26 protein-coding genes are annotated in these 22,830 nt (G+C 73.4%); 6 read left to right on the top strand and 20 right to left on the bottom strand.

Annotated elements, in window-relative coordinates; all coding sequences use genetic code 11:
- Nucleotides 1-18: 18 nt before the first annotated feature.
- Genes ACYVKX_RS04230 through ACYVKX_RS04210 form a run of 5 tightly spaced genes read right to left on the bottom strand, consistent with a single transcriptional unit; the run spans nt 19 to nt 5,762 of the window.
- A complete protein-coding gene (locus ACYVKX_RS04230) occupies nt 19-2,004 on the bottom strand; it encodes an NAD(+) synthase (protein WP_460829451.1) in 1,986 nt (661 codons plus the stop codon).
- Nucleotides 1,893-3,131, bottom strand: a complete 1,239-nt coding sequence (locus ACYVKX_RS04225) for a hypothetical protein (protein WP_460829349.1) — start codon at nt 3,129-3,131, stop codon at nt 1,893-1,895. Before ACYVKX_RS04225 ends, ACYVKX_RS04230 begins: the two co-directional genes overlap by 112 nt.
- A complete protein-coding gene (locus tag ACYVKX_RS04220; RefSeq protein WP_460829348.1) occupies nt 3,128-4,264 on the bottom strand; it encodes a WD40 repeat domain-containing protein in 1,137 nt (378 codons plus the stop codon). The genes ACYVKX_RS04225 and ACYVKX_RS04220 overlap by 4 nt, the downstream gene beginning before the upstream one ends.
- Complete coding sequence (locus tag ACYVKX_RS04215) at nt 4,261-5,274, bottom strand: hypothetical protein (RefSeq protein WP_460829347.1); 1,014 nt, start codon at nt 5,272-5,274, stop codon at nt 4,261-4,263. The genes ACYVKX_RS04220 and ACYVKX_RS04215 overlap by 4 nt, the downstream gene beginning before the upstream one ends.
- Nucleotides 5,271-5,762, bottom strand: coding sequence for a SigE family RNA polymerase sigma factor (locus ACYVKX_RS04210; RefSeq protein ID WP_460829346.1), 492 nt, complete (start codon nt 5,760-5,762; stop codon nt 5,271-5,273). Before ACYVKX_RS04210 ends, ACYVKX_RS04215 begins: the two co-directional genes overlap by 4 nt.
- Nucleotides 5,763-5,853: 91 nt before the next feature.
- On the opposite strand from ACYVKX_RS04210, the gene ACYVKX_RS04205 reads away from it, so the two are divergent.
- The 3 genes from ACYVKX_RS04205 to ACYVKX_RS04195 all read left to right on the top strand — a co-directional run bounded on the left by ACYVKX_RS04205 (nt 5,854) and on the right by ACYVKX_RS04195 (nt 8,459).
- The gene (locus tag ACYVKX_RS04205) at nt 5,854-6,315 is read left to right on the top strand and encodes a VOC family protein (RefSeq protein WP_460829345.1); all 462 of its coding nucleotides are present in this window, start codon (nt 5,854-5,856) and stop codon (nt 6,313-6,315) included.
- A 98-nt stretch (nt 6,316-6,413) separates the two neighbouring features.
- Complete coding sequence (gene panB / locus ACYVKX_RS04200; RefSeq protein WP_460829344.1) at nt 6,414-7,277, top strand: 3-methyl-2-oxobutanoate hydroxymethyltransferase; 864 nt, start codon at nt 6,414-6,416, stop codon at nt 7,275-7,277.
- Nucleotides 7,278-7,304: 27 nt separating this feature from the next.
- Nucleotides 7,305-8,459: a PQQ-dependent sugar dehydrogenase gene (locus tag ACYVKX_RS04195; RefSeq protein ID WP_460829343.1), complete on the top strand. Its 1,155-nt coding sequence runs from the start codon at nt 7,305-7,307 to the stop codon at nt 8,457-8,459.
- On the opposite strand, the gene ACYVKX_RS04190 is transcribed toward ACYVKX_RS04195, so the two are convergent.
- The 4 genes from ACYVKX_RS04190 to ACYVKX_RS04175 form a co-directional block, all read right to left on the bottom strand.
- On the bottom strand, nt 8,446-8,703 hold the full coding sequence (locus tag ACYVKX_RS04190; protein WP_460829342.1) for a hypothetical protein: 258 nt from the start codon (nt 8,701-8,703) through the stop codon (nt 8,446-8,448). The genes ACYVKX_RS04195 and ACYVKX_RS04190 overlap by 14 nt on opposite strands.
- Complete coding sequence (locus tag ACYVKX_RS04185; protein WP_460829341.1) at nt 8,693-8,875, bottom strand: hypothetical protein; 183 nt, start codon at nt 8,873-8,875, stop codon at nt 8,693-8,695. Before ACYVKX_RS04185 ends, ACYVKX_RS04190 begins: the two co-directional genes overlap by 11 nt.
- 290 nt (nt 8,876-9,165) lie before the next feature.
- Nucleotides 9,166-10,950 carry an ABC transporter ATP-binding protein gene (locus tag ACYVKX_RS04180; protein ID WP_460829340.1) on the bottom strand — a complete coding sequence of 595 codons (1,785 nt, stop codon included), beginning with the start codon at nt 10,948-10,950 and terminating at the stop codon, nt 9,166-9,168.
- The gene (locus ACYVKX_RS04175) at nt 10,947-12,746 is read right to left on the bottom strand and encodes an ABC transporter ATP-binding protein (RefSeq protein ID WP_460829338.1); all 1,800 of its coding nucleotides are present in this window, start codon (nt 12,744-12,746) and stop codon (nt 10,947-10,949) included. Before ACYVKX_RS04175 ends, ACYVKX_RS04180 begins: the two co-directional genes overlap by 4 nt.
- A gap of 79 nt (nt 12,747-12,825) precedes the next feature.
- Between ACYVKX_RS04175 and ACYVKX_RS04170 the strand changes: the two genes are divergently transcribed.
- Nucleotides 12,826-13,458, top strand: coding sequence for a TIGR03085 family metal-binding protein (locus tag ACYVKX_RS04170; protein WP_460829336.1), 633 nt, complete (start codon nt 12,826-12,828; stop codon nt 13,456-13,458).
- A 151-nt stretch (nt 13,459-13,609) separates the two neighbouring features.
- On the opposite strand, the gene ACYVKX_RS04165 is transcribed toward ACYVKX_RS04170, so the two are convergent.
- The 3 genes from ACYVKX_RS04165 to ACYVKX_RS04155 all read right to left on the bottom strand — a co-directional run bounded on the left by ACYVKX_RS04165 (nt 13,610) and on the right by ACYVKX_RS04155 (nt 15,272).
- Nucleotides 13,610-14,488 (bottom strand): haloalkane dehalogenase, encoded by an 879-nt coding sequence (locus ACYVKX_RS04165; protein ID WP_460829335.1) that lies wholly within the window; start codon nt 14,486-14,488, stop codon nt 13,610-13,612.
- A complete protein-coding gene (locus ACYVKX_RS04160; protein WP_460829334.1) occupies nt 14,481-14,966 on the bottom strand; it encodes a MarR family winged helix-turn-helix transcriptional regulator in 486 nt (161 codons plus the stop codon). Before ACYVKX_RS04160 ends, ACYVKX_RS04165 begins: the two co-directional genes overlap by 8 nt.
- Before the next feature lie 153 nt (nt 14,967-15,119).
- A complete protein-coding gene (locus tag ACYVKX_RS04155) occupies nt 15,120-15,272 on the bottom strand; it encodes a hypothetical protein (protein ID WP_460829333.1) in 153 nt (50 codons plus the stop codon).
- A gap of 149 nt (nt 15,273-15,421) precedes the next feature.
- Here ACYVKX_RS04155 and ACYVKX_RS04150 point away from each other — a divergent pair, with 149 nt between their 5' ends.
- Entirely contained in the window at nt 15,422-16,036 is a 615-nt protein-coding gene (locus tag ACYVKX_RS04150) for a hypothetical protein (protein ID WP_460829331.1), read from the top strand.
- Here the strand turns inward: ACYVKX_RS04150 and hisF are convergent.
- From hisF to ACYVKX_RS04110, 8 genes are read right to left on the bottom strand one after another with little or no spacing between them, the layout of a single operon-like run.
- Entirely contained in the window at nt 16,021-16,782 is a 762-nt protein-coding gene (gene hisF / locus ACYVKX_RS04145) for an imidazole glycerol phosphate synthase subunit HisF (protein ID WP_460829330.1), read from the bottom strand. The two genes, ACYVKX_RS04150 and hisF, sit on opposite strands and share 16 nt — an antisense overlap.
- Complete coding sequence (locus ACYVKX_RS04140) at nt 16,779-17,036, bottom strand: hypothetical protein (protein ID WP_460829329.1); 258 nt, start codon at nt 17,034-17,036, stop codon at nt 16,779-16,781. Before ACYVKX_RS04140 ends, hisF begins: the two co-directional genes overlap by 4 nt.
- 2 nt (nt 17,037-17,038) lie before the next feature.
- A complete protein-coding gene (priA, locus tag ACYVKX_RS04135; RefSeq protein ID WP_460829327.1) occupies nt 17,039-17,779 on the bottom strand; it encodes a bifunctional 1-(5-phosphoribosyl)-5-((5-phosphoribosylamino)methylideneamino)imidazole-4-carboxamide isomerase/phosphoribosylanthranilate isomerase PriA in 741 nt (246 codons plus the stop codon).
- Nucleotides 17,780-17,817: 38 nt separating this feature from the next.
- A complete protein-coding gene (hisH, locus tag ACYVKX_RS04130) occupies nt 17,818-18,453 on the bottom strand; it encodes an imidazole glycerol phosphate synthase subunit HisH (protein WP_460829326.1) in 636 nt (211 codons plus the stop codon).
- On the bottom strand, nt 18,450-19,049 hold the full coding sequence (gene hisB / locus ACYVKX_RS04125; protein WP_460829325.1) for an imidazoleglycerol-phosphate dehydratase HisB: 600 nt from the start codon (nt 19,047-19,049) through the stop codon (nt 18,450-18,452). The genes hisH and hisB overlap by 4 nt, the downstream gene beginning before the upstream one ends.
- Nucleotides 19,046-20,155 carry a histidinol-phosphate transaminase gene (locus ACYVKX_RS04120; RefSeq protein WP_460829324.1) on the bottom strand — a complete coding sequence of 370 codons (1,110 nt, stop codon included), beginning with the start codon at nt 20,153-20,155 and terminating at the stop codon, nt 19,046-19,048. The genes hisB and ACYVKX_RS04120 overlap by 4 nt, the downstream gene beginning before the upstream one ends.
- On the bottom strand, nt 20,152-21,453 hold the full coding sequence (hisD, locus tag ACYVKX_RS04115; RefSeq protein WP_460829323.1) for a histidinol dehydrogenase: 1,302 nt from the start codon (nt 21,451-21,453) through the stop codon (nt 20,152-20,154). The genes ACYVKX_RS04120 and hisD overlap by 4 nt, the downstream gene beginning before the upstream one ends.
- 49 nt (nt 21,454-21,502) lie before the next feature.
- Entirely contained in the window at nt 21,503-22,042 is a 540-nt protein-coding gene (locus ACYVKX_RS04110) for a Uma2 family endonuclease (protein WP_460829322.1), read from the bottom strand.
- A gap of 109 nt (nt 22,043-22,151) precedes the next feature.
- Here ACYVKX_RS04110 and ACYVKX_RS04105 point away from each other — a divergent pair, with 109 nt between their 5' ends.
- Nucleotides 22,152-22,817, top strand: a complete 666-nt coding sequence (locus ACYVKX_RS04105; RefSeq protein ID WP_460829321.1) for an LON peptidase substrate-binding domain-containing protein — start codon at nt 22,152-22,154, stop codon at nt 22,815-22,817.
- The last annotated feature ends 13 nt before the right edge of the window (nt 22,818-22,830 follow it).

The following is a 22,830-nucleotide window of genomic DNA, read 5'->3' as shown; positions in this document are numbered from 1 at the left end:
CGCGAGGCTAAGCCCGGGTCAGGTCTGCGGGACGTTGGCCTCCAGCTCGGCCAGCCAGGCGGCGGGCGAGGCGTCCGACGGCATCCGCCAGTCGCCGCGCGGCGACATCGTGCCGCCGGGGCTGACCTTGGGGCCGTTCGGCAGCGCGGAGCGCTTGAACTGGCTGGCGAAGAACCGCCGGACGAACACCTCGAGCCACCGCCGGATCGTCGCGAGGTCGTACGCCGCCCGCTTGTCGGCCGGGTAGTTCGGCGGCCACTCCCCCGCATCGGCGTCGCGCCAGGCGTGCCAGGCGAGGAACGCGACCTTGCTCGGGGGGTAGCCGTAGCGCAGCACGTGGAAGAGCGTGAAGTCCTGGAGAGAGTACGGCCCCACCGACTCCTCGGTGGCCTGCACGCGGTCGGTGCTCGGGATCAGCTCGGGGGTGATCTCCTGCCCGACGACGTCGGTGAGCACGTCGTTCGTCTCGTCGTCGAACTGCCCGGTGCCGATCACCCAGCGGATGAGGTGCTGGATGAGGGTCTTGGGTACGCCGGCGTTGACGTTGTAGTGGGACATCTGGTCGCCCACGCCGTACGTGCACCAGCCCAGCGCGAGCTCGGAGAGGTCGCCGGTGCCGAGCACGATGCCGCCGCGGTGGTTGGCGAGCCGGAAGAGGTAGTCGGTGCGCAGCCCGGCCTGGACGTTCTCGAAGGTGACGTCGTAGACCTCCTCGCCGTCCGCGAACGGGTGGTCGAGGTCGGTCAGCAGCTGCCGCGCGGCGGCGGTGATGTCGAGCTCCTCGAAGGCGATGCCGAGCGACTTCGCGAGCCGGGTCGCAGAGGACCTGGTCGCGTCGCCGGTCGCGAAGCCGGGCATCGTGAAGCCGAGGATCTCGCTGCGGTCGCGCCCGAGCCGGTCCATCGCCTTCGCCGCGACCAGCACGGCGTGCGTGGAGTCGAGGCCGCCGCTGAGGCCGATGACCACCTTGGGCTGGCCGATGGCCGACAGGCGCTGCTCCAGCCCGGAGACCTGGATGTTGTAGGCCTCGTAGCAGTCCTGCGCCAGCCGCTCCGGGTCGTCGGGCACGAACGGGAACCGGCCCACCGTGCGGCGCAGCCCGATGTCGCCGGTGGGTGGCGCCAGCTGGAAGCCGACCCGCCGGAACCCCCCGGCGGTCGAGCCCGTCGAGACCGCCCGACGGTTGTCGTCGAAGGTCCCGGTGCGCAGCCGCTCCAGCCGGGTCCGGTCGAGGTCGAGGTCGGCGATCGAGGCGCGCGCCCCGTCGGGGAACCGCTCGGTCTCGGCGAGCAGCTCGCCGTGCTCGTAGACCATCGTCTGTCCGTCCCAGGACAGGTCGGTGCTCGACTCGCCCTGGCCCGCGGCCGCATAGAGGTACGCCGCCAGGCACCTGCTCGATGCGCTGCGGACCAGCAGCCGGCGCTCCTCGGCCCGGCCGACGGTGATCGGGCTGCCGGAGAGGTTGGCGAGCACGGTCGCGCCGGCGAGGGCGGCCGCGGCACTCGGCGGCACCGGCACCCACATGTCCTCGCAGACCTCGACATGGAGCACCAAGCCGCGCACGTCCTCGGCCGCGAAGAGCAGATCCGGCCCGATCGGCGCCTCCTGGCCGGCCAGGACCGTGGTGCCGCGCACGTCGTCGCCGGGCGCGAACCACCGGCGCTCGTAGAACTCCCGGTAGGTCGGCAGGTAGGACTTCGGCGCAACGCCCAGGATCCGGCCCCGGTGGATCACGACCGCGGCGTTGAGCACCCGGCTCCCGTGCGCGACCGGCGCCCCCACGACGAGCACCGGCAGCAGGTCCTCCGACGCCGCGACGATCGCGGCGACCTGGTCGGCCACCGCGTCGAGCAGCACGTCCTGGAGGAACAGGTCGTCGACGGCGTACCCGCTCAGGCACAACTCGGGGAACACCGCGATCGCGACGCCCTCCGCGTCGCACAGCCGGGCCTGCTCGAGGACGGCGCGCGCGTTCGCCTCCGGGTCGGCGACCCGCACCGGCACCGTGCAGGCCGCCACCCGGGCGAACCCGTGCGCGTAGGCGGAGTAGAAGTCCACGCCACCAGTGTTCCACTCGTGGCACCACGCAGGGGGGCCGCATCACAGCAGGCTGCGCGCGCGACCATCAGGTCCCACGTCGGGTTGGCGTCGCTGGACGTCACGGTGGCCAGGGCGTCGGTCGCCGGGTCCCAGCGGACCAGCCGCCAGCCGTCGTCCTCGCTGCGCCGCCCGGGGATCGCGATCCACAGCAGCACGCTGCCGTCGTCGAGGACGTGCGCCACCCGGAGCGCCCAGTTGCTGTAGTTGGCGTCGAAGTCCCGCATCCGCAGGGTCCGGATCGCCTCGGGGGCGTCGCGGTCGAACGCGAAGGCGATGACGTCGCCGTCGCCGTACGCCGTCCCGGCCACGACGTCCGCGCTGGCACGGACCTGGAGCGGTGTCCCGACCTCGGCGAGGTCGACCCGGCGTGCCGTCCCGTCCGACCAGTCGACCACGGCGGGCCGCCGGCGAGGATCGGTCGTCTCGAGGAGCGTGCCGTCGGCGGCCACCGTCCAGGAGAGGTCGCGTGGGTACGGCGTCCGCTCGGCCCTCCCGGAGGCGATGTCGATGCGCCAGCCGCCGGCCCGGTCGTCGAGCAGCAGCGCGGCGTCGTCGATCCAGGCGATCCGGGCGAAGTCCCACGGGCGGAGGCGGGCCGGCAGGTCGAGCTCCGTGCGCTGCCCCGTCGGCAGGGACCACAGCTCGATCCGGTCGCTGAGCAGGATCGCGAGGCGGGTGCCGTCCGGCGAGAGCGACCCGCGCGCGTCCTGCTCGCCGGGCCACACCTCCCGCCACGAGCCGTCGCCACCGAGGAGCAGGATCCGGTCGTCGAGCCGCTGGACCCCCAGCACGGCGGCAGCCATCGGGCGGGTGGCCAGCGACGGCGCCCGGTCCGGTGGCGTCACCTCGTCCGGCAGGCCCGGCAGGACCTCGCGGCCCGCCGCCGGGAGCTCCGCGACGTCGCGCGGATCCCAGCGCCGGTCCGCGGCCGGACGAGGCGAGGGGACCTCGTCGGCCGGATCTCCGGCCGGGGCGCTGCCCGTGCACCCGGCGAGCAGCAGGGCGGCCGCGAGCACGGCTGCCGCCCTCATGAGGACCGGCCCGTGCCGGCCGGCCCCGCCTTGACGAGGTCGAGCGCGACGGCGAGCGTCGCGTAGGCGTCGCGGCCCGGGTCGGGCAGGTCCGTCACCCGATAGAGCGCTCCCTCGGCGGGGCGCCAGGCGATCAGACCCGGGCCGATGCCCAGCAGGACCGTCCGGGGGTCCAGCCACCTGAAGCCGGTGAAGTTGAACCGGATGCGCCGTGGCACATGGAGCCGCGCCTCCACCTCGAGGCTGGTAGTCCCGACGACCACCAGGTCGAAGGTCCGGTACGGCGGCCGCTGTACCACGACCAGGAAGCGGCCGTCGGTCATCCCCGGGCCGATGAGGCCCCCGGCGTACGGCGAGCGAGCGAGCCTGGGCAGGTCGAGCTCCCCGCGTGGCACGGGCACGCCCCGCTTCCATGTCACGAGGTCGGCAGGCCCCGGACCGGCGGTTCGCACCGAGAAGGCGGTCCCGTCGGGCGCGAAGCCCGCCTGCCACGACCGGAACGGCAGCAGGGTGCGCCGACCGCTCGGCAGCTCGAGCCGCTCGAACCGTGGGGGCCACGAGCCATGTGAGACCAGGAGCGACCGGCTGTCGGGCCGCCACTCCACCGAGGCGGTCCAGTCGGAGCCGAGACCGATGGTCTGTGCCTCTCCCGTGGCGAGGTCGAGCACGATCACGCCCAGGCGCGAGGTGCCGGCCCACCGCCGGCCATCGGGCGAGAGGCTGCCCGCGCCGTACGTGTCGTAGCTTCCCCAGCCCTCGTCGGCCAGGCCGAGCTCGTCCATCCTGAGCCGGCGCCAGGTGCCATCGACGCCGTAGAACAGCAGCGTCTCGCTCGCCCATCCGTCGACCGGCTCGGGCCACCTCTCGGGCGGGTGGTAGACCGCCGAGGCCCGCCCCGGCGGGTCGTCGAGCAGCGCCGGCAACGCCGACCAGTCCGTCGGCACCCGCCGCGGCAGCGCCGAGCGCAGGCGCGGCCAGGTGGAGGGGGCGGAGGGAACCGCACGCACGACCCGCCGGTCCGCGGCCGGCTCCTCAGCAGGAGGCTCCTCAGCAGACCCCCCGATGGGTCGGTTCGCCGTGCAGCCGGTCAGCGGCAGCAGCGCGGCGACGAGGACCAGCGTTGCCCTTCTCATCCGAGCAGCTCCGTCGCGACCGACCAGCTCGGCAGCACCTCGGAGGTGCGCATGACCAGCGACAGGTCGCCGGTGCGCGGGTCCCAGGCGACGAGCCTGACGCTGGCGCGCGGCCCCGGGTCGACCAGGACCCGCAGCAGCACCGTGCCGTCGTCGAGGAGGGTCTGGACCGAGAGACCGCCGTTCGAGTACGTGGCCCGGTTGTCGTCGCGGACCAGCAGCCGGTCGCCCATGTCGCCGCCGCGCACCACGGTGACGGCCAGGGAGTCCTCGCCGGCGGGCCGGCCGACCTTGACGGTCGCATCGCCGTTGACGACGTCCCACAGGCTCTCGCGGTCGACCTGGCGGCCCACCTCGCCGGTGGCCTCGTCCACCGTCCAGGCGCGGCCGAGGTCGAAGACCACGAGGGCCCCGTCGTCGCGCCAGCGCCAGCCGACCTTGCCGGTCGGACCGGGCGGCTGCGGGAGCGACGTGCGCTCGCCGGTGGCGACGTCCCAGAGGTCGACGCCGTCGGCGGTCTGCACCAGCAGCCGGGTGCCGTCTCGGGTCAGCTCGACGCTGCCGCCCGGCACCGGCGGGTCGACGTGGCGCCAGACGCCGTCGACGCCGAGCACCTTCACCGCGTCGGTGCGGCCGACGGTGAGCACCGCGGCCTCGACCGGGTCGGCGGAGAGCTCCGGCGTGGACGTCGGCACGTCGAGCTCGGCCGGCAGCACCGGCATCAGCCCGGCCGGCGCGGCGGGCAGGTCGTCGACGCGCCTCGGGTCGAACGACGGGAGGTCGGGCTCGACCGTCCGGGTCGGCCCGGCCGGCTCGGGCTGTGCGGACGGGTCGTCGACCAGCCGCCCGGCGACCGCGACCCCGGCGACCACCACGACGGCGGCCGCGGACGCGAGCACCGCCCGACGGGTACGCCGCCGACGGCGCGCGGTCGTCAGCGCGACCGGTGCGAGCCCGGTCGCCTCGACCCGGTCGGTGGCCAGGTCGAGCAGGTCGTGGAGATCGGTCATCGCTTCCTCCCGATCAGGTCGAGCAGCTCCGGTGCGCCGTCGCGGAGCCGGGCGAGGGCGGCCGCGTTCTGGCTCTTCACGGTGCCGGGCGCGATCTTGAGGATCGTGGCGGTCTCCTCGACGGACAGGTCGTCGAAGTGCCGCAGCACCACGACCGCGCGCTGCGCGGCCGTCAGCCGACCCAGCGCCCGGCGTACGACGAGAGCGGCGTCGGGGTCCGACGACACGGTCGCGGTCACCGCCGGCTCCTCGACGGTCAGCTCGCGCCGGTGCCGGCGCCACCACGAGACGTTGTCGCGCACGATGATCGTGCGGGCGTACGCCGTCGGGTTGCCGTCGCGCAGCCGGTCCCATCGCAGCGCGACCTTCACGAGCGCCTCCTGGACCAGGTCCTCCGCACGGTGCAGGTCTCCGGTGAGCAGGTATGCCGAGCGCAGCAGCCGGCGCTCGACGCCGGCCGCCCAGGCGGTGAACTCCCGCTCGTCCATCGACCTCCTTCGCTGGTGGAACGCTGCCACGACCCCGCCGGGTTGTGGCGAGTTGCGATGAGTTCTCCCGGCGCGCCGGGTCGGAACGGTCATGCCCGAGATCAGCACCTGCCTGTGGTTCGACGACAACCTGATGGACGCCGTGGAGTTCTACACCGACGTCTTCCCGAACTCGGAGATCCGCGCGGTCTCCCCCGACCACGACGGCCGCGTCCTCGCGGCCGAGTGGACCCTCGACGGCCGGCCGTTCCGCGGGATCAACGGCGGCCCGGTGTACGCCGGCTTCACCGAGACGATCTCGCTCAGCGTCAGCTGCGCGGACCAGTCCGAGGTCGACTACTACTGGGACACGCTCGTCGCCGGCGGCGTACCGAGCCAGTGCGCGTGGCTGAAGGACAGGTTCGGGCTGTCCTGGCAGATCGTCCCGGTCCGGCTCTACGAGCTGATCTCCGACCCCGACCCGGTCCGTGCCCAGGCGGCGATCGGCGCGATGATGCGGCAGCAGAAGATCGTCATCGCCGAGATCGAGGCCGCGGTCGCGGCCGTGCAGTGAGCAGCGACACACGGCTCGGCCGGCCCGGGCGGGGCTAGCCTGACGAACGGTCCGTGGACTCCACCGGGGAGCCGCGAGATGACAGTCAGGGAGCACAGATGAGCACCGAGGAGACGTCCCCCTACGGTTCCGGGGTCTCGACAGGCTCGACCACCGGCGGCGCTTCGATCAAGCGGATCCGCACCCACCACCTGCGCGAGATGAAGCAGCGCGGCGAGCGGTTCGCGATGCTCACCGCCTACGAGCAGTACGCCGCCCGGACCTTCGACGAGGCCGGCATCGAGGTGCTGCTGGTCGGCGACAGCGCGTCGAACAACGTCTACGCGAACGAGACGTCGCTCCCGGTGACCGTCGACGAGCTGATCCCGCTGGCCCGCGCGGTGTCGCGCTCGGTGCGCCGCGCGCTCGTCGTCGCCGACCTGCCCTTCGGCTCCTATCAGGCCTCCCCCGAGCAGGCCTACCTCACCGCCGTCCGCTTCATGAAGGAGGCGAACGCCCACGCGGTGAAGCTCGAGGGCGGGGTCGAGATGGCCCCCCAGGTCCGCAAGCTGACCGAGGGCGGCATCCCGGTGATGGCGCACATCGGCTTCACCCCGCAGTCCGAGCACAGCCTGGGCGGCTACCGGGTCCAGGGCCGCGGCGACGCCGCCACGAAGGTCGTCGAGGAGGCGGCCGCGATGGAGGAGGCCGGCGCGTTCGCGATCGTGATGGAGATGGTGCCCGGCAACGTCGCCGCCGAGGTGACCGCCTCGGTCGGCATCCCCACGATCGGCATCGGCGCCGGCGCCGGCTGCGATGGCCAGGTGCTCGTCTGGCAGGACGCCTTCGGCCTGCGCACCGGCCGGCTGCCACGGTTCGTGCGGCAGTACGCCGACCTGCACGGCGTACTGCTGAAGGCGGCTCAGGACTACGCGGCCGACGTGCGGGCCGGGACGTTCCCCGCGGACGAGCACACGTTCTAGATCAGCGCAGCTGGGTAGGTTGACGGCATGCGCCGAGTCGTCCTCGCCGTCCTGCTCGCCCTCGGCGGCACGCTGCTCGCCGTACCGGCCCGGGGCCAGAGCCCGGCACCGGAGGCCGTGGACCGCGCGGCCTTCCCGCAATTGCGGGCGACCCGGGTCGTGACCGGGCTCGACCATCCGTGGGACGTGCGGCCGATCGGCGACGGGCGGCTGATCTTCACCCAGCGCGACCGCGCGACGGTGTCGATCTGGACGAACGGCCGCAAGCGCACGGTCCGGGGCTTCCCGAGCGGCAAGGTGTGGGTCTCGGGCGAGACCGGGCTGATGGGGCTGGAGACCGACCCGGGCTTCGCGCGCAACCGCGTCTTCTACACCTGCCAGGGCGGGTTCACCGGCGGGGACGGCCGCGACGTGCGGGTGATGCGCTGGACGCTGGACGACTCGTTGCGTCGCATCGTGCGGAGCCGGCAGCTGATCGGCGGCTTCCCGGCGACCAGCGGGCGGCACGGCGGCTGCCGGCTGCTCGCGGTCGGCGACCGGCTCTACGTCGGCACCGGCGACGCGGCGACCGGCACCAACCCGCGCGACAAGAGGTCGCTGGGCGGCAAGACGCTGTGCCTGAACGCCGCCTCCGGCAGGCCGTGCCGGTCCAACCCGTTCATCCGCGCCGCCAACCGCAACCAGCGCTACGTCCTGACCTACGGCCACCGCAACGTGCAGGGCCTGGACCGGCGTCGGGACGGCACGCTCTGGTCGGTCGAGCAGGGCACCGACCGCGACGACGAGGTCAACCGGCTGCGCAAGGGCGGCGACTACGGCTACAACCCGGTCCCCGGCTACGACGAGAGCGTCCCGATGACCGACCAGTCGCTGCCGGGCAAGCAGCGCGCCGCGGTCTGGCGCTCCGGCTACCCGACGCTCGCGACCTCGGGCGGCGGCTTCGTCTACGGCGAGCGCCTGGGCCGGTACGACGGCACCTTCGCCGTCGCCGCGCTCAAGGCCGAGCGCGTGGTGTTCCTGACGCTGTCGAGGGCCGGCACGCTCCGCGGCGTGCGCACACCCGACGGGCTGCGCCGATTCGGCCGGATCCGCACGGTCGTCGACGGCCCCGGCTCGGTGTTCTACCTGACCACCGACAACGGCAGCGGGAAGGACGCGATCGTCGCCGTCAGGCCGCGCTGACCGCCACGAAGGCGGCCCACAGCACGATCGCGGCGACCGCCACGCCCGGCACCCAGGTCGGGTGCAGCGTCCACCAGGCGCAGGCGACGACGAACAGCGCCACCCACGCGACGATCAGGAGCGCCACGGCCCACCACGGCAGGAACAGCGCACTGGCGCCGTACAGGAAGAGCGCGCACGCCATCCCGGCCATGCCCACGAACGGCCAGGGCGAGACCGACCGCGCCGGCCCGTCAGTCGTCATTCCACCGCGGGTCGTTGTCCCACTCCTCGTTGCGCTCCTCGGCCTTCTCCAGAGCGCGCTCCGCCTCGGCGCGGGTGGCGTACGGGCCGAGCCGGTCGATCGACGGGCACAGGCTGTCGTCGTCCTCGACCCGGTGGTGCCTCACGCAGTACCAGAAGTCGCCCACGCTCATGCGACCCGAAGGTACACGCGACGCCGGCGCCTATCGGGACGTCGTACGACGCGGCTGCCCCGACGACCTGCGCTGAGACGGCAGTCGGAGCGCGGCAGGCACCGCCATAGCGGCGCAATTGCGCCGGAACGGCAGCCAGGCCGGGGCCAGCACCGCCACAACAGCGCAATTGCGCCGAGACGGCAGCCGGGACAGCCCAGGCACGGCCATAGCGGCGCAATTGCGCCGAGACGGCAGCCGGGACAGCCCAGGCACGGCCACCACGACCAGCCCGCATGACGTCCCGCGTGTCAGGAGCCCTGCTGAGCGACCCAGCTGGCGTAGAGGCCCGCGTAGACCGAGCCCTTCTCCCGCGCGAGGGCCTCGTGCGGGCCGCGCTGGACGATCCGGCCCTTGTCGACGACGACCACGTCGTCGGCGTTCTCGGCCGTGGAGAGCCGGTGGGCGATGGTGACCGAGGTGCGGCCGCTCATCAGCCGCTCGAGCGCGCGACCGATCCGCATCTCGAGGGCGGGATCGACGGCGCTGGTGGCCTCGTCGAGGACGAGCAGGTCGGGGTCGGCGAGCTGGGCCCGCCACAGCGCGACCAGCTGCCGCTCACCAGCGGACATCGACTCGCCGCGCTGGCCGACCCGGGTGGCGATGCCGGCGGGCAGGCCGGCGAGCCAGTCGCCGAGGCCGAGGTCTTCGGCGGCGGCGAGGATCTCCGCGTCGGTGGCGTCGAGTCGGCCGTAGCGGACGTTGGCGGCGATGGTGTCGTCGAAGAGGAAGCCCTCCTGGGGCACCAGCACGACGCTGCGCCGCATGGAGGCGGCCGAGAGGTCACGGACGTCGATGCCGTCGAGGCGCACCGCGCCCTCGGACGGGTCCATCAGCCGGGTGAGCAGCTTGGCGATCGTGGACTTGCCGGAGCCGGTCTCGCCGACGACCGCGACCCTCGTGCCCGCGGCCAGGTCGAGCCGGATGTCGCGCAGCACCGGCGGGCCGCCCGGGTAGGCGAACGTGACGTCGTCGAAGCTCACGTCGACCGGTCCGCGCGGCAGCACCTGTCCGTCCGGGCCGGGGTCGACCAGGTCGGCCGGGGTGTCGAGGATCCCGATGACCCGGCGCCAGCTCGCCACGGCGTTCTGGGCGTCGGTGAGGATCTGGGTGCCCATCTGCACGGGGCCGACGAACAGCGAGACCAGGAACGCGAACGCGAGCACCTCGCCCGCGGTGATCTGGTCGGCGAAGCCGAGCCAGACGCCCACCACGATCACGCCGGCGTTGGCGAGCCCGGCCGAGACGCCGCCGAGCGAGAACGAGAAGGCGGTGAAGCCCTGGGCGCGGGTGCTCGCCGACTTGTACTCGTCGATCGCGTGGTCGATCCGCTCCTGGGTGCGGTCCTCGACGGCGTACGACCGGACGACGGCGGCACCGACGATCGGCTCGGAGATCGCCGAGAGCATCACGCCGACCTGCTGCCGGACGACGCCGTAGGCGTCGGACAGCTTGCGCTGGAAGTAGCGCAGTGACAAGAACAGCGGCGCGAAGCAGACCCACACCACGATCGCGAGCTGCCAGCTGTAGAACAGCATCACGACGGTCGCCACCAGCACCTGCCCGACGCTGACGATGAACAGCAGGCCGCCGAAGACCAGGAACTGGCTGATCTGGTCGACGTCGCTGGTGACCCGCGAGACGAGCGCGCCGCGGCGCTCGGTGTTCTGGGTGAGCAGCGGCAGGTCGTGGACGTGACGGAACGCCTTGATCCGCAGCGTGGCCAGGCCGCGCTCGGAGGAGGTGAACAGCCGTGCGGTCATGAGGTACGACGCCCAGCCCGCCACCACGATCGCGGCTGCGGCGGCGAGGCCCATCTCGACGGCGTACGAGACATCCGGGCCGTTCGGTCCGTTCAGGCCGCGGTCGACGGTGCGCTGCACCGCGACGGGGACGACCACCTGGCCGATCGAGGCGATGAGCGCGAGCACCAGCGTCGCGCCGAGGCCCTCCTTGAGCTCGGGCGAGAAGTGCACGCCGCGGCGGATCGTCGCGACCGCGCCGATCTCCTCGCCGCTGTCCAGCACGGTGCTCACTCCGCCTCCCCCACCAGCTCGGCCTCGTAGGCGTTGACGAGCCGGGCGTAGGCCGGGCTGCGCTCGAGCAGCTCGGCGTGGGTGCCGCGGTCGGCGACCCGGCCGTCCTCGATGTGGACCACCTCGTCGGCCAGCGCGATCGTCGCCTTGCGGTAGGCGACGACCACCAGCGTCGCTCCGTGGCTGCCGGAGCGCAGCGCCTCCAGGATGCGGGCCTCGACCTCGGGGTCGACCGCCGACGTGGCGTCGTCGAGGACCAGCAGCCGCGGCTCGCGCACGAGGGCGCGCGCGAGCGAGATGCGCTGCCGCTGGCCGCCGGAGAGCGAGGTGCCGCGCTCGCCCAGCCGGGTGTCGAGGCCCTCGGGCAGCGCGGCGACGAAGCCGTCGGCCTGCGCCGCACGCAGGGCCGCCCAGACCTGCTCGTCGGTGACGTCGGCACCCCCTACCTGGTGGCCGAGGGTGACGTTGCCGCGCACGGTGTCGTCGAAGAGGAACGCGGTCTGCGGCACGACCGCCATCGCGCGGGCGAGCTCGCCCCGGGCGAGGTCGCGCAGGTCGGTGCCGTCGAGCAGGATCCGGCCCCCGTCGGGGTCGACCAGCCGGGTCATCAGGCCGGTGAGCGTGCTCTTGCCGGACGCGGTCGCCCCGACGAGAGCGACGGTGCGGCCCGGCTCGACCGTGAAAGTCACGCCGTCGAGCAGCGGCTGGTCGGCGTCGTAGCGGTACCGGAGCCCGTCGACCTCGAGCCGGGCGCCGGCCCCGGCCGTGGCGACCGTCTGCTCGCCGTACGGCATCTCGCCGGTCGCGCGCAGCACGGTGCGGACCCGGTGGTAGCCGACCACGCTGCGGGGGAACTCGCCGAGCAGCCAGCCGATCGCGCGGATCGGGAACGAGACGACCGTGAGCAGGTAGGCGATCGTCACGACGTCGCCGGGGGCGGTGGCGCCGCTGACCACGCGGCTGACGCCGACGGCGAGCACGATGAGCACGCCGAGGTTGGGGAGCGCCGCGAGGGTCGGGTCGAAGGCGGCGCGGATCCGGCCCGCGCGGATGTTCACGTCGCGCAGCCGGTGGGCCATGTCGGCGAACCGTGCGGTCTCCTCGCCCTCGCGGCCCAGCGTCTTGACCACCATCGCGCCGTCGAAGGACTCGTGGGCGATCTCGCTCAGCTCCGCGCGCAGCTGCTGCGCCCTGGTCATCAGCGGCGAGGCGCGGCGCTGGTAGGCGAGGTTGGCGAGCACGACCGCCGGGAACACCAGCAGGCCGACCAGCGCCATCACCACGTCGGCGAGGAGCATCTGGACGACCGCGATCGCCATCATGGCGAGCACGCCGACGGCCATCGGCAGCGGCGCGATCGGTCCCCACGCCGCCTCGACGTCGGAGTTGGCGTTGGAGAGCAGCTGGCCGGTCGGGTGGCGCTGGTGCCACTCCATCGGGAGGCGGAGGTACTGGCGGGTGACGGCCCGGCGAGTGTGCGCCTGCATGCGGTACTGCATGACGCCGGCGCCGAGGCGGCGCGCGACGATGCCGACCGCGCGCAGCAGCGCGACGCCGAGGAACAGCGCGACGACTGCCACCAGGAGGCCGGAGCCGATCTCGCCGTCCTCGAAGGCGGGCAGCACCACCTGGTCGGTCGCCCAGCCGAGCACCCACGCGTCGGCCACGGTGAGCGCGCCGAAGATGAGGCTGCCGAGCGTCGAGACCGCGAAGATGACGGGCTCGCGCCGGATGGCGACCCCGAGTACCCGGAACCCGGCACCCGTCGTACCCCGCCGCGCCCGCTCGTCCGTCACCCGTCCGCCTCTCTCGCCCCGCGCACAACCCCGCGAGACGGCCACCCTATTCCGGGCCGCCGACAGTAGCCTCGCTGCCATGGCCGACTCCCTCGCCCGGCGCGAGCGCCGCGAGCTCTGCGACCTGGCCCTCGCGCTGGGTCCCGACGCGCCCACGCTGTGCGCGGGCTGGACCGCCTCCGACCTGATGGCGCACCTCGTTGTCCGCGAGCGCCGGCCGGTCGCCTCGGCGGGCAACGTGGTCGGGCGACTCTCCGGGCTCACCCGGCGCGCCATGGCGCGCCAGCAGGCGACGGGCTACGAGGCGACGGTCGAGCGGTTCCGTACGCCGGCGCCGTTGCTCCGTGCGGCGCCTCCCCTCGACGAGGCGATGAACGGCTTCGAGCTGCTCGTGCACCACGAGGACCTGCGCCGCGGCGGCCCGGCGTGGGAGCCGCGCTCGCTCCCGGACGCCGAGCTCGACCTGCTCTGGAGGCGGCTCACTCGGGGCATCGGCTTCTTCGGGCGGCGGCTGCCGGTCCCGACCGTGATCCGCCGCGACGACACGGGCGCGACCGCCACCGCGAAGAAGGGCGCCGACCCGGTCACGGTGACCGCGCCGGTCGTCGAGCTGGTGCTGTTCCTCTTCGGCCGCAGCGCGGTCCGCGACCTCACCTACGACGGCCCGGAGGACCGGATCGCGGCGCTGCGGGCGGCCGACCTCGGCCTCTGACCCCGGCCGGTGGGCGCCGGCCGGGGTGCTCCGGCCGGGGTGCTCCGCAACTTCGCGGGTCTGCGGCGCGTCGCATGTCCCGAGCATCAACTCGTGCAGGTGCGCTGATGACCTCGGCCCCCGACGCCGCGCACCGCGGACCTTCAGCGGTTCAGCGAAGCGCGTGCCGATCCAGCCAGGCCCCTATCGCGCGGCCGATCTCGACCGGCCTGTCCTCGGCGGCGTGGTGCCCCGCTGACCCGAGCCGCTCGAGTTCGACGGCGGCCAGATGCTCCTGCGCCCAAGCGGTCGCCCGCTCGTCGATCAACAGGGTGGGAGAGCCCTCGAACGTGAGCAGCAGCTTGGGTACGTCCACCGCCGCCTCCAGCCAGACCCCGGCCCGCTCGAGTCGCTCGACCAACTCGACGGGCGGCGCACCGAGCTGGCGCGCCCAGGCGAGCAGCACCCGGCGACTCTCCCGGGAGGGATAGGGCGCCAGGTACGGAGCGAGGTCCTCCTCGGGCAGCGGTGTCAGCACACCGTGGGTGTATGCCTGCCGGACCGCAGTGTCATCGTCCAGGAACATCACCTCGCCCTGCGGTGATGCGATGAGCTCGCTCCGGGCGCGGGCCTGGGGGGACAGGTGCTCGGGCCGCACCGGCCGGAGCACCGCCTCGAACAGCGCCATGCCGCGCACCCTGTCGGGGAACCGCGCTGCCCGGTCGATCGCAAGGGCACCGCCCCAGTCGTGTCCGACGAGGACCACCGACTCGTGGCTCAGTACGGCGTCGAACCAGCCGTCGAGATAGCGGGCATGGTCGGCGAACGTGTAGGCCACGTCCGGCTTGCCGGACTTGCCCATGCCGATCAGGTCGGGTGCCAGCAGGCGGCCACGCCCGACCGCTGGTAGCACGTTGCGCCAGGAGTGCGACGACGACGGATTCCCGTGCAGGAAGACGATCGGCGTGGCCCTGGTGCTCCCAGGGCGCCTCTCGGCGATCTCCGTCTCGGTGAAGTGCATGGTCGAGTCGAGAACGGCCACGTCAGGCATCGATGCCTCCAGGATCGAGTGGTGCGTCGAGCAGCTCGTCGAGAGTGGCGACGAACTCGGCGGTGCGAGTGCTGCCCGGCCCGCCGAGTGGTGCGAGCAGCCGGTCGAGAAGCGCCTGCACCGTCAGCATCGCCGGGCCGACGACCGCGAGGCCGTCATCTGTGAGCTCCAGACGGACGACGCGCGTATCGCGGTCGTCGCGACTGCGGGCGACCAGCCCGTCGGACTCCAACGAGCGGATCAGCCGCGAGACATACATGGGCTCCAGGCCCGCCGCGTCGGCGAGGACGCGCTGGCTGGGCAGTTCTGAGGTGTCCCCCGGTCGAGCGGTACCTCGCAGCGAGTAGAGCGTGGCGAGTACCACGTAGGTGGCGTGCGTGAGGCCGTGAACACTCACGGCGCCGTCGACCGCGGTGCGCCACCGCGTGGCGAGCCGCCATACGGTGGCGCCGGCCGTGGCACCGGGCTGGCTGGGCATGACAATCAGTCTAGATGGCGATAATCTCTATGACAACTATTTTCACCTCCGCTGCGAGGGCCGTCGTCCGGTCCGGATCCTGACGTCCTCGGGCGAACTTCGGCGCCACGGCCCGCCCGGCCGAGGCCGCGTCCGACCACAGCCGGGCGGCGCTCAGGTGGCGAGCAGAGCGTCCAGCGACAGCGCCACCTCGCCGTACTCCGCGCGGTGCCGCTCGGGGAGCGCGAGGTAGTCCTCGAAGGCGTACGGCACGCGGACAAGCCGGTCGACCTCGGTCGGCAGCGGCAGCTCGGTCTGGGCGGACACGGCTTCTCCCGGCTGACTGGACACACGCGTCGCCCCCATCGTGACATCCGCGACGCGGATCGTCACGGTCCCGGTCAGCCTGCCCCGATCGGCGAGGCCGCGGCCCGGTCCTCCACAACCCGCCCGGGTCGGCGTCGTAGGGTCGCACCATGACCGAGCAGCCCCTTCTTGGATTCGATCTGCAGGAGCTCGATCCGGCCTATGGCAAGCGCGCCGAGTTCGGGGAGCTCGTTCGCGCGGAGGGACGGCGACTGAACGCGCGCAGTCATGCCCAGATCGACGGCGCCACGAACCTGCTGACCAAGGCGCTGGCGCGGCAGGAGGCCGGTGACGCCGAACAGGCGGACCGGTTGATCGACCGCGCGGCCGCGATGCCCTACGACGCGAGGGACGAGGGCTCCCCCGGTGTACGCGCGGCGGGGCAACTGGTCTACGTGCTGGTCTCCGACTGGCTCGAGGCCAGCGCCGAGGACGACATGTCCTGGCTGACCGCCGCCGTCGAGGCGCACTCCCGGGTCGACGGTGCGGGCCGCGCCTACCTCGCCTCGACCGTGCACGGCTTCGTCCTGCAGGATCTCTTCTTCACCACCTCGAGGGCGGAGCAGCGGCTGATCCGCGCGACGTTCGCAGACGCCCCGCTCGAGGCCGACCTCGGTGACGGACCCGAGCTGCCACCCGACGGCCGGGCGAGCGTCATCCGCTCGCTGCTGACCTGCGTGCGCGCGCTCGAGCAGGCGTACGCCGAGGCTCAGCGCACCGGGTGACCGGCGGCGTCGAGCGCCTGCTTGACGTCGGCGATCCGCAGGGTGCCGAAGTGGAAGACGGTCGCGGCCAGCACCGCGTCCGCGCCCGCGTCGACGGCGGGCGGGAAGTGCTCGACCGCGCCGGCACCGCCGGAGGCGATGACGGGGATCGTCACCTCGCGGCGTACGGCGCGGATGAGCTCGAGGTCGAAGCCGTCCTGGGTGCCGTCGGCGTCCATGGCGTTGAGCAGGATCTCCCCCGCGCCGAGCTCGGCCGCGCGGACGGCCCAGGCGATCGCGTCGAGGCCGGCGGACTTGCGGCCGCCGTGGGTGGTGACCTCGAACCCGGAGTCGGTGCTGGCGGCACGGCGGGCGTCGACGGACAGCACGAGGACCTGGTTGCCGAACCGCTCCGCGATCTCGCGGACCAGCTCGGGCCGGTGGATCGCGGCGGTGTTGACCGCGACCTTGTCGGCGCCGGCGCGCAGCAGCCGGTCGACGTCCTCGACCGAGGAGACCCCTCCGCCGACGGTCAGCGGGATGAACACCTCCTCGGCGCAGCGCGAGACCACCTCCATCGTGGTCGCGCGGCCCTCGTGGGAGGCGGAGATGTCGAGGAAGGTCAGCTCGTCGGCGCCCTCGGCGTCGTAGAGCCGGGCCAGCTCGACCGGGTCGCCGGCGTCGCGCAGCTCCTGGAAGTTCACGCCCTTGACCACGCGCCCGCCGTCGACGTCGAGGCACGGGATGACGCGGATCGCGAGGCTCATCTCCTCGCCTCCCGTGCGGCGAGCGCGATGTCGACGATCGTGGCCCGGGGCTGGCCTTCGAGCTCGGCGAGCGGCACCCACGCGGCCCGGTCGGTGGACCCGCCGACCTCGGTGGTGCCCAGCTCGCCGCCGGGCAGGGACCAAGCCGGGTCGCTGTGCCCCTCGCCGTTCCACCACGCGAGCAGCACCCGCTCCTGCTCGTCCACCATCAGGACGTACGCCGCCAGGCGCGTGTGGTACTCGGTGAACTCCATGCTCAGGAGCCCTTCGTGAGCGCGAGCGCGTCCTCGAGGGTGAACCGGCCCTCGTAGAGCGCCGTGCCGGCGATCGCGCCCTCGACGCCCTCTGGCACGAGCGACATCAGCGCCCGGATGTCGTCGAGCGTGGTCACTCCTCCGGAGGCCACGACGGGTGCGGAGGTCACCGCGCAGACGTCGCGGAGCAGTTGGAGGTTGGGACCGGCCAGCATGCCGTCCCTGTTGACGTCGGTCACGACGTAGCGGGCGCAGCCCTCCCCGTCGAGGCGCGCGAGCGTCTCGTAGAGGTCGCCGCCGTCCTGGGTCCAGCCGCGGGCGGCGAGCGTGCGGCCGCGGACGTCGAGCCCGATCGCGACCCGGTCGCCGTGCTCGGCGATGACCCGGGCGCACCACCCCGGCCGCTCGAGCGCGGCGGTGCCGATGTTGACCCGGCGGCAGCCGGTGGCGAGCGCCGCCGCGAGCGACTCGTCGTCGCGGATGCCGCCGCTCATCTCGACCTGGACGTCCAGCGCCCCGACGATCTCGGCCTGCAGCTCGCGGTTGGAGCCGCGGCCGAACGCCGCGTCCAGGTCGACCAGGTGGATCCACTCCGCCCCGGCGTCCTGCCAGCGCATCGCGGCGGCCACCGGGTCGCCGTACACGCGCTCGGAGCCGGCGACGCCCTGGGCGAGCTGGACCGCCCGGCCCTCGGTGATGTCGACGGCGGGGAGGAGCTCGAGGTAGCCCGACGGCATGGTCATGTCCTTCGCTTCCGGGAGGTGGCGGGGGCGGGCGCGACTCACAGGGAGTCCACCCAGTTGCGGAGCAGGGCGGCCCCGGCGTCGCCGGACTTCTCCGGGTGGAACTGGGTCGCGCTGAGCGGGCCGTTCTCGACCGCGGCCACGAACCGGTCGCCGCCGTGCGTGGTCCAGTGGACCAGGGGCGAGCGGGTGCGGTCGTTGGTCTCCAGCGTCCAGTCGCGCACGCCGTAGGAGTGCACGAAGTAGAAGCGCTCGTCCTCGACGCCCTCGAGGAGGGTGCCGCCCGGGGCGACGTCGACGGTGTTCCAGCCCAGGTGCGGCACCACCGGCGCCTGGAGCCGCTCGACCACGCCCGGCCACTCGTCGCAGCCCACGGTCTCGACGCCGTGCTCGACCCCGCGCTCGAAGAGGATCTGCATGCCCACGCAGATGCCGAGCACCGGCCGCCCGCCCGCGAGCCGCCGGCCGATCACCTCGTGGCCGCGGATCGCGCGCAGGCCCCGCATGCAGGCCGCGAATGCACCCACCCCGGGTACGACGAGGCCGTCGGCCTCCTGCGCCAGCGCGCGGTCGGAGGTCAGCGTGACCGCGGCACCGGCGCGCTCGACCGCGCGCACGGCGGAGCGGAGGTTCCCCGACCCGTAGTCGAGAACCACGACGTCGGGTCGGGTCACAGAGCACCCTTCGTGCTCGGCACCCCGGTCTCGCGCGGGTCGAGCGCGACCGCGTCGCGGAGCGCTCGGGCGAACGCCTTGAACTGGGCTTCCACGATGTGGTGCGGCTCGCGGCCGGCCAGCACCCGCACGTGCAGCGCGAGGTGGGCGTGGAACGCGATCGTCTCGAAGACGTGGCGGGTCAGCGAGCCGAGGTAGTCGCCACCCAAGACGACGTACTGCTGGCCCTCGGGCTCGCCGGTGTGCACGCAGTAGGGGCGGCCGGACACGTCGACGACGGCCTGCACCAGCGCCTCGTCGAGCGGCACGGTGGCGTCGCCGAAGCGGCGGATGCCCTGCTTGTCGCCGAGCGCCTCGCGCAGCGCCTGGCCGAGCACGATCGCGGTGTCCTCGACGGTGTGGTGGGCGTCGACGTGCGTGTCGCCCTCGGTCTGCACGGTGAGGTCGACCAGCGCGTGCCGGCCGAGCGCGTCGAGCATGTGGTCGTAGAAGCCCACGCCCGTGGAGATGTCGGTGCGGCCGGTGCCGTCGAGGTCGACCTCGACGAGGACCTTCGACTCCTTGGTCTGCCGCTCGATCCGCGCGGTGCGACTCATCTGCCAACCTCCATCTGCAGGGCCTCCGTCAGTGCCTGCCTGAACGCCATCATCTCGTCTGCGGTGCCGATCGACACGCGCAGCCACCCGTCCGGCCCGACCTCGCGGATGAGCACGCCCCGGTCGAGCAGCCGCTGCCACACAGCATGCCGGTCCTCGAACGTGCCGAACAACGCGAAGTTCGCGTCGCTGTCGGCCACCGTCAGGCCCTGCTCGCGCAGCCAGGTGACGCATCCGTCGCGCTCCGCGCGCAGCTCGTCGACCTTCCCCAGCAGCTCGGGCGCGTGCTTCAGCGCCGCGAGCGCGGTCGCCTGGGTGACCGCGGAGAGGTGGTAGGGCAGCCGGACGACGCGGATCGCGTCGCAGATCGCCGGGTCGGCGGCGAGGTAGCCCAGCCGCAGCCCGGCGGCGGCGAACGCCTTGCTCATCGTGCGGGTGACGACCAGGTTGCGGTACGACGGCAGCAGCTCGAGCGCGCTCGGCACGCCCTCGCGGCGGAACTCGCCGTACGCCTCGTCGACGACGACTAGCCCGCTCTGCCCGTTCTCGGCGGCCGCCTCGCACAGCAGCCCGACGGCCTCGGGCGGCAGCGCGGTGCCGGTCGGGTTGTTGGGGCTCGGCAGCAGCACCACGCTCGGCCGCTCCCGCTCGATCGCCTCGCGCGCGGCGTCGACGTCGAGGCTGAAGTCCTCGGCACGGCGGCCCTGCACCCAGGTGGTGGAGGTGTCGCGGGCGTACTCCGGATACATCGAGTACGTCGGCGCGAAGCTCATCGCCGAGCGGCCCGGGCCGCCGAAGGCCTGCAGCAGCTGCAGCATCACCTCGTTGGAGCCGTTCGCCGCCCACACCTGCTCGACGCCCACGCCGTGCGGCGTGTCGCGCGAGAGGTACGCCGCCAGCGCGGTGCGCAGCTCGACGTGCTCGCGGTCGGGGTAGCGGTTGAGCGTGGTGGCGGCGGCGCGCACCGCCGCGGCGATGTCGTCGGCGCAGGCGTCGCTGGGACCGTAGGGGTTCTCGTTGGTGTTGAGCTGCACGGGCACGTCCAACTGCGGCGCGCCGTACGGCCGGAGGCCCCGCAGCTCCTCCCGGATCGGGGGCCAGCTCATCGCTCGAACCGGACCGAGACCGCGGCGCCGTGACCCGGGAGGTCCTCGGCGCTCGCGAGCGTGACGACGTGGCCGGCGACCTCGCCGAGCGCCTCGCGGGAGTACTCGACGACGTGCACCGACTTGGTGAACGCGCGCACCGACAGCCCGCTGCTGTGGCAGGCGCAGCCGCCGGTCGGCAGGACGTGGTTGGAGCCGGCACAGTAGTCGCCGAGGCTGACCGGCGCGTAGGGGCCGACGAAGATCGCGCCCGCGTTGCGGACCCGGGCAGCCCACGCCGCCGCGTCCTCGGCGTGGATCTCGAGGTGCTCGGCGGCGTACGCGTCGACCACGGCGAGCCCCTGCTCGAGGTCCTCGACGAGCACGATGCCGGACTGCGGCCCGGAGAGGCTGGTGCGGATCCGCTCGACGTGCCTGGTCGCGGAGACCTGCTTGTCCAGCTCGGCCTCGACGTCGGCGGCGAGCCGCTCGGACGGCGTGACCAGGACCGCGGCGGCCAGCGGGTCGTGCTCGGCCTGGCTGATCAGGTCGGCGGCGACGTACGCCGCGTCGGCGGTGTCGTCGGCGAGGATCGCGATCTCGGTCGGCCCGGCCTCGGAGTCGATGCCGACCCGGCCCTTGAGCAGCCGCTTCGCGGTGACGGTGTAGATGTTGCCCGGCCCGGTGACCAGGTCGACCTTGGCGCACGGGCCGACCCCGTAGGCGAACATCGCGATCGCCTGCGCGCCGCCGACGGCGTACACCTCGTCGACCCCGAGCAGCGCGCACGCCGCCAGGATCGTCGGGTGCACGGCGCCGCCGGACTCCTGCTGCGGCGGGCTGGCCAGCGCGATCGACGCGACGCCCGCGGTCTGGGCAGGCACGACGTTCATCAGCACGCTGGACACCAGCGGCGCGAGACCGCCGGGGACGTAGAGCCCGACCCGGTCGATCGGCACCTTGCGGTGGGTGACCCGGGCGCCCGGAGCGAGGTCGGTGACCACGTCGCGCTCGAGCTCCGCGGCGCAGGTGGCGCGCAGCCGGCGGATCGACTCCTCGAGGCCGGCCCGGACGTCCGGGTCGAGCTCGTCGAGGGCGCGCGCGATCGCCTCCGGCGCGACCCGGATGTCGTCGACGGCGACGCCGTCGAAGCGCTGGGAGTACTCCCGGATGGCGTCCAGCCCGCGGGTCCGGACGTCCTCGCAGATCGCCTGCACCGCCGGCGCCGCCGCCTCGACGTCGAAGTCGGCGCGGGGCACGGCTGCGCGGTAGTCCACCGTCGTCCGGTCCACTCCCCGCAGGTCGATGCGCGAGATCATGGCTCGATTCTACGAGCGCGCGCCGCCCGTGCCGCAGCGCGTCCGTCGGTCAGTCGGTCAGCTCGCCGGGCGAGATCGTGACCGCGAACGGCCTGGTCGCCGTCCAGTGCTCGCCCGGGCCGACGTCGGCGACCTCGACGTACCGCCCCTCGACCAGCTCCCAGACCACGAGCCGCAGCTCGAGTGGATCGACCACCCAGTACGACGGGATCCGCGCCCGCTCGTAGCGCGCGAACTTGGTGTTCAGGTCATAGATCCGGTTCGACGGGGAGAGCACCTCGACGGCCAGCAGCGGCGGCCGGTCGAGGTACTTGTCGCCGAAGTCGGACTTCGGTGCCACGACGATGTCGGGCTCGACCCAGGTCCGCTCGTCGATGATCGCCGCCGCGGGTGCGCCGACCACGCGCACGTCACCCGGGGCGGCCGCCTTCAGCAACCCGAGCAGCTCGTCGCGTGCGACCTGGTGCCGCCAGTCCGGCGTCGGGCTCACGACCAGCACGCCGTCGACGAGCTCATAGCGCTGCCCGTCGTCGGGCATCGCCTCGATGTCCGCGACCGTCAGCGCACGGCCGCGCGGCAGCGTCGTCATGACCCCCATGGTGCCTCACCTCCCGATCGTCGACCATGCGTCGAGCGTCGGCGTCCACCCGGCGCGCCGCAACCGCCCATCCACAGGCGCCGGCGGCTACGTTGGATCCGTGCGCGACCCGCTGCCGATGTTCCCACTCAACGCGGTGCTCTTCCCGGGCGTGTCCGTGCCGCTGACCGTGTTCGAGGACCGCTACCGCGCGATGGTGCACCACCTGCGCCGGGTCGAGGACCCGGCCCGGCGGCTGTTCGGGTCGGTCGGCATCCGCGAGGGCTACGAGGTGGGCGACCACGGGGCCCAGTCGCTCTACCGGGTCGGCGTCCGGATGCAGCTCACCGAGATCGAGGAACACCCCGACGGCACCTTCGACGTCGTCGCCGTCGGGCAGGAGCGGATCCAGCTCGACCGGCTCGAGACCGGCGGGGCGTTCCCGGTCGGCCACGTCACCGAGCACCCCGACCCCGAGGCCCCGGTCGCCGACGGGATCCTGGAGCAGGCGCGGATCGCGTTCACGGCGTACCGCGCGGCGCTGGCCGACCTCCGCAGCGACCCCTACGCCGGCACGCTCCCTCGCGACCCGACCTATCTCTCCTGGACGCTGGCCGCGGTCGCGCCGCTGCCGATGCCGGAGCGGCAGGCGCTGCTGGAGGCCGAGGACGCCGCCGTGCGCCTGGTGATGGTGACCGACCTGCTGCGCTCGGAGCTGCGCGCGATGAACGTGATCCCGTCCCTGCCCGCGACCGAGGTCGCCCGCACCCGCTGGTCGCCGAACTGACAGCGGCCACGCG

It is taken from the genome of Nocardioides hungaricus (assembly GCF_054782915.1).
Note: the sequence above shows the minus strand (reverse complement) of the source record. Positions and strands in the feature narration are given on the sequence as shown.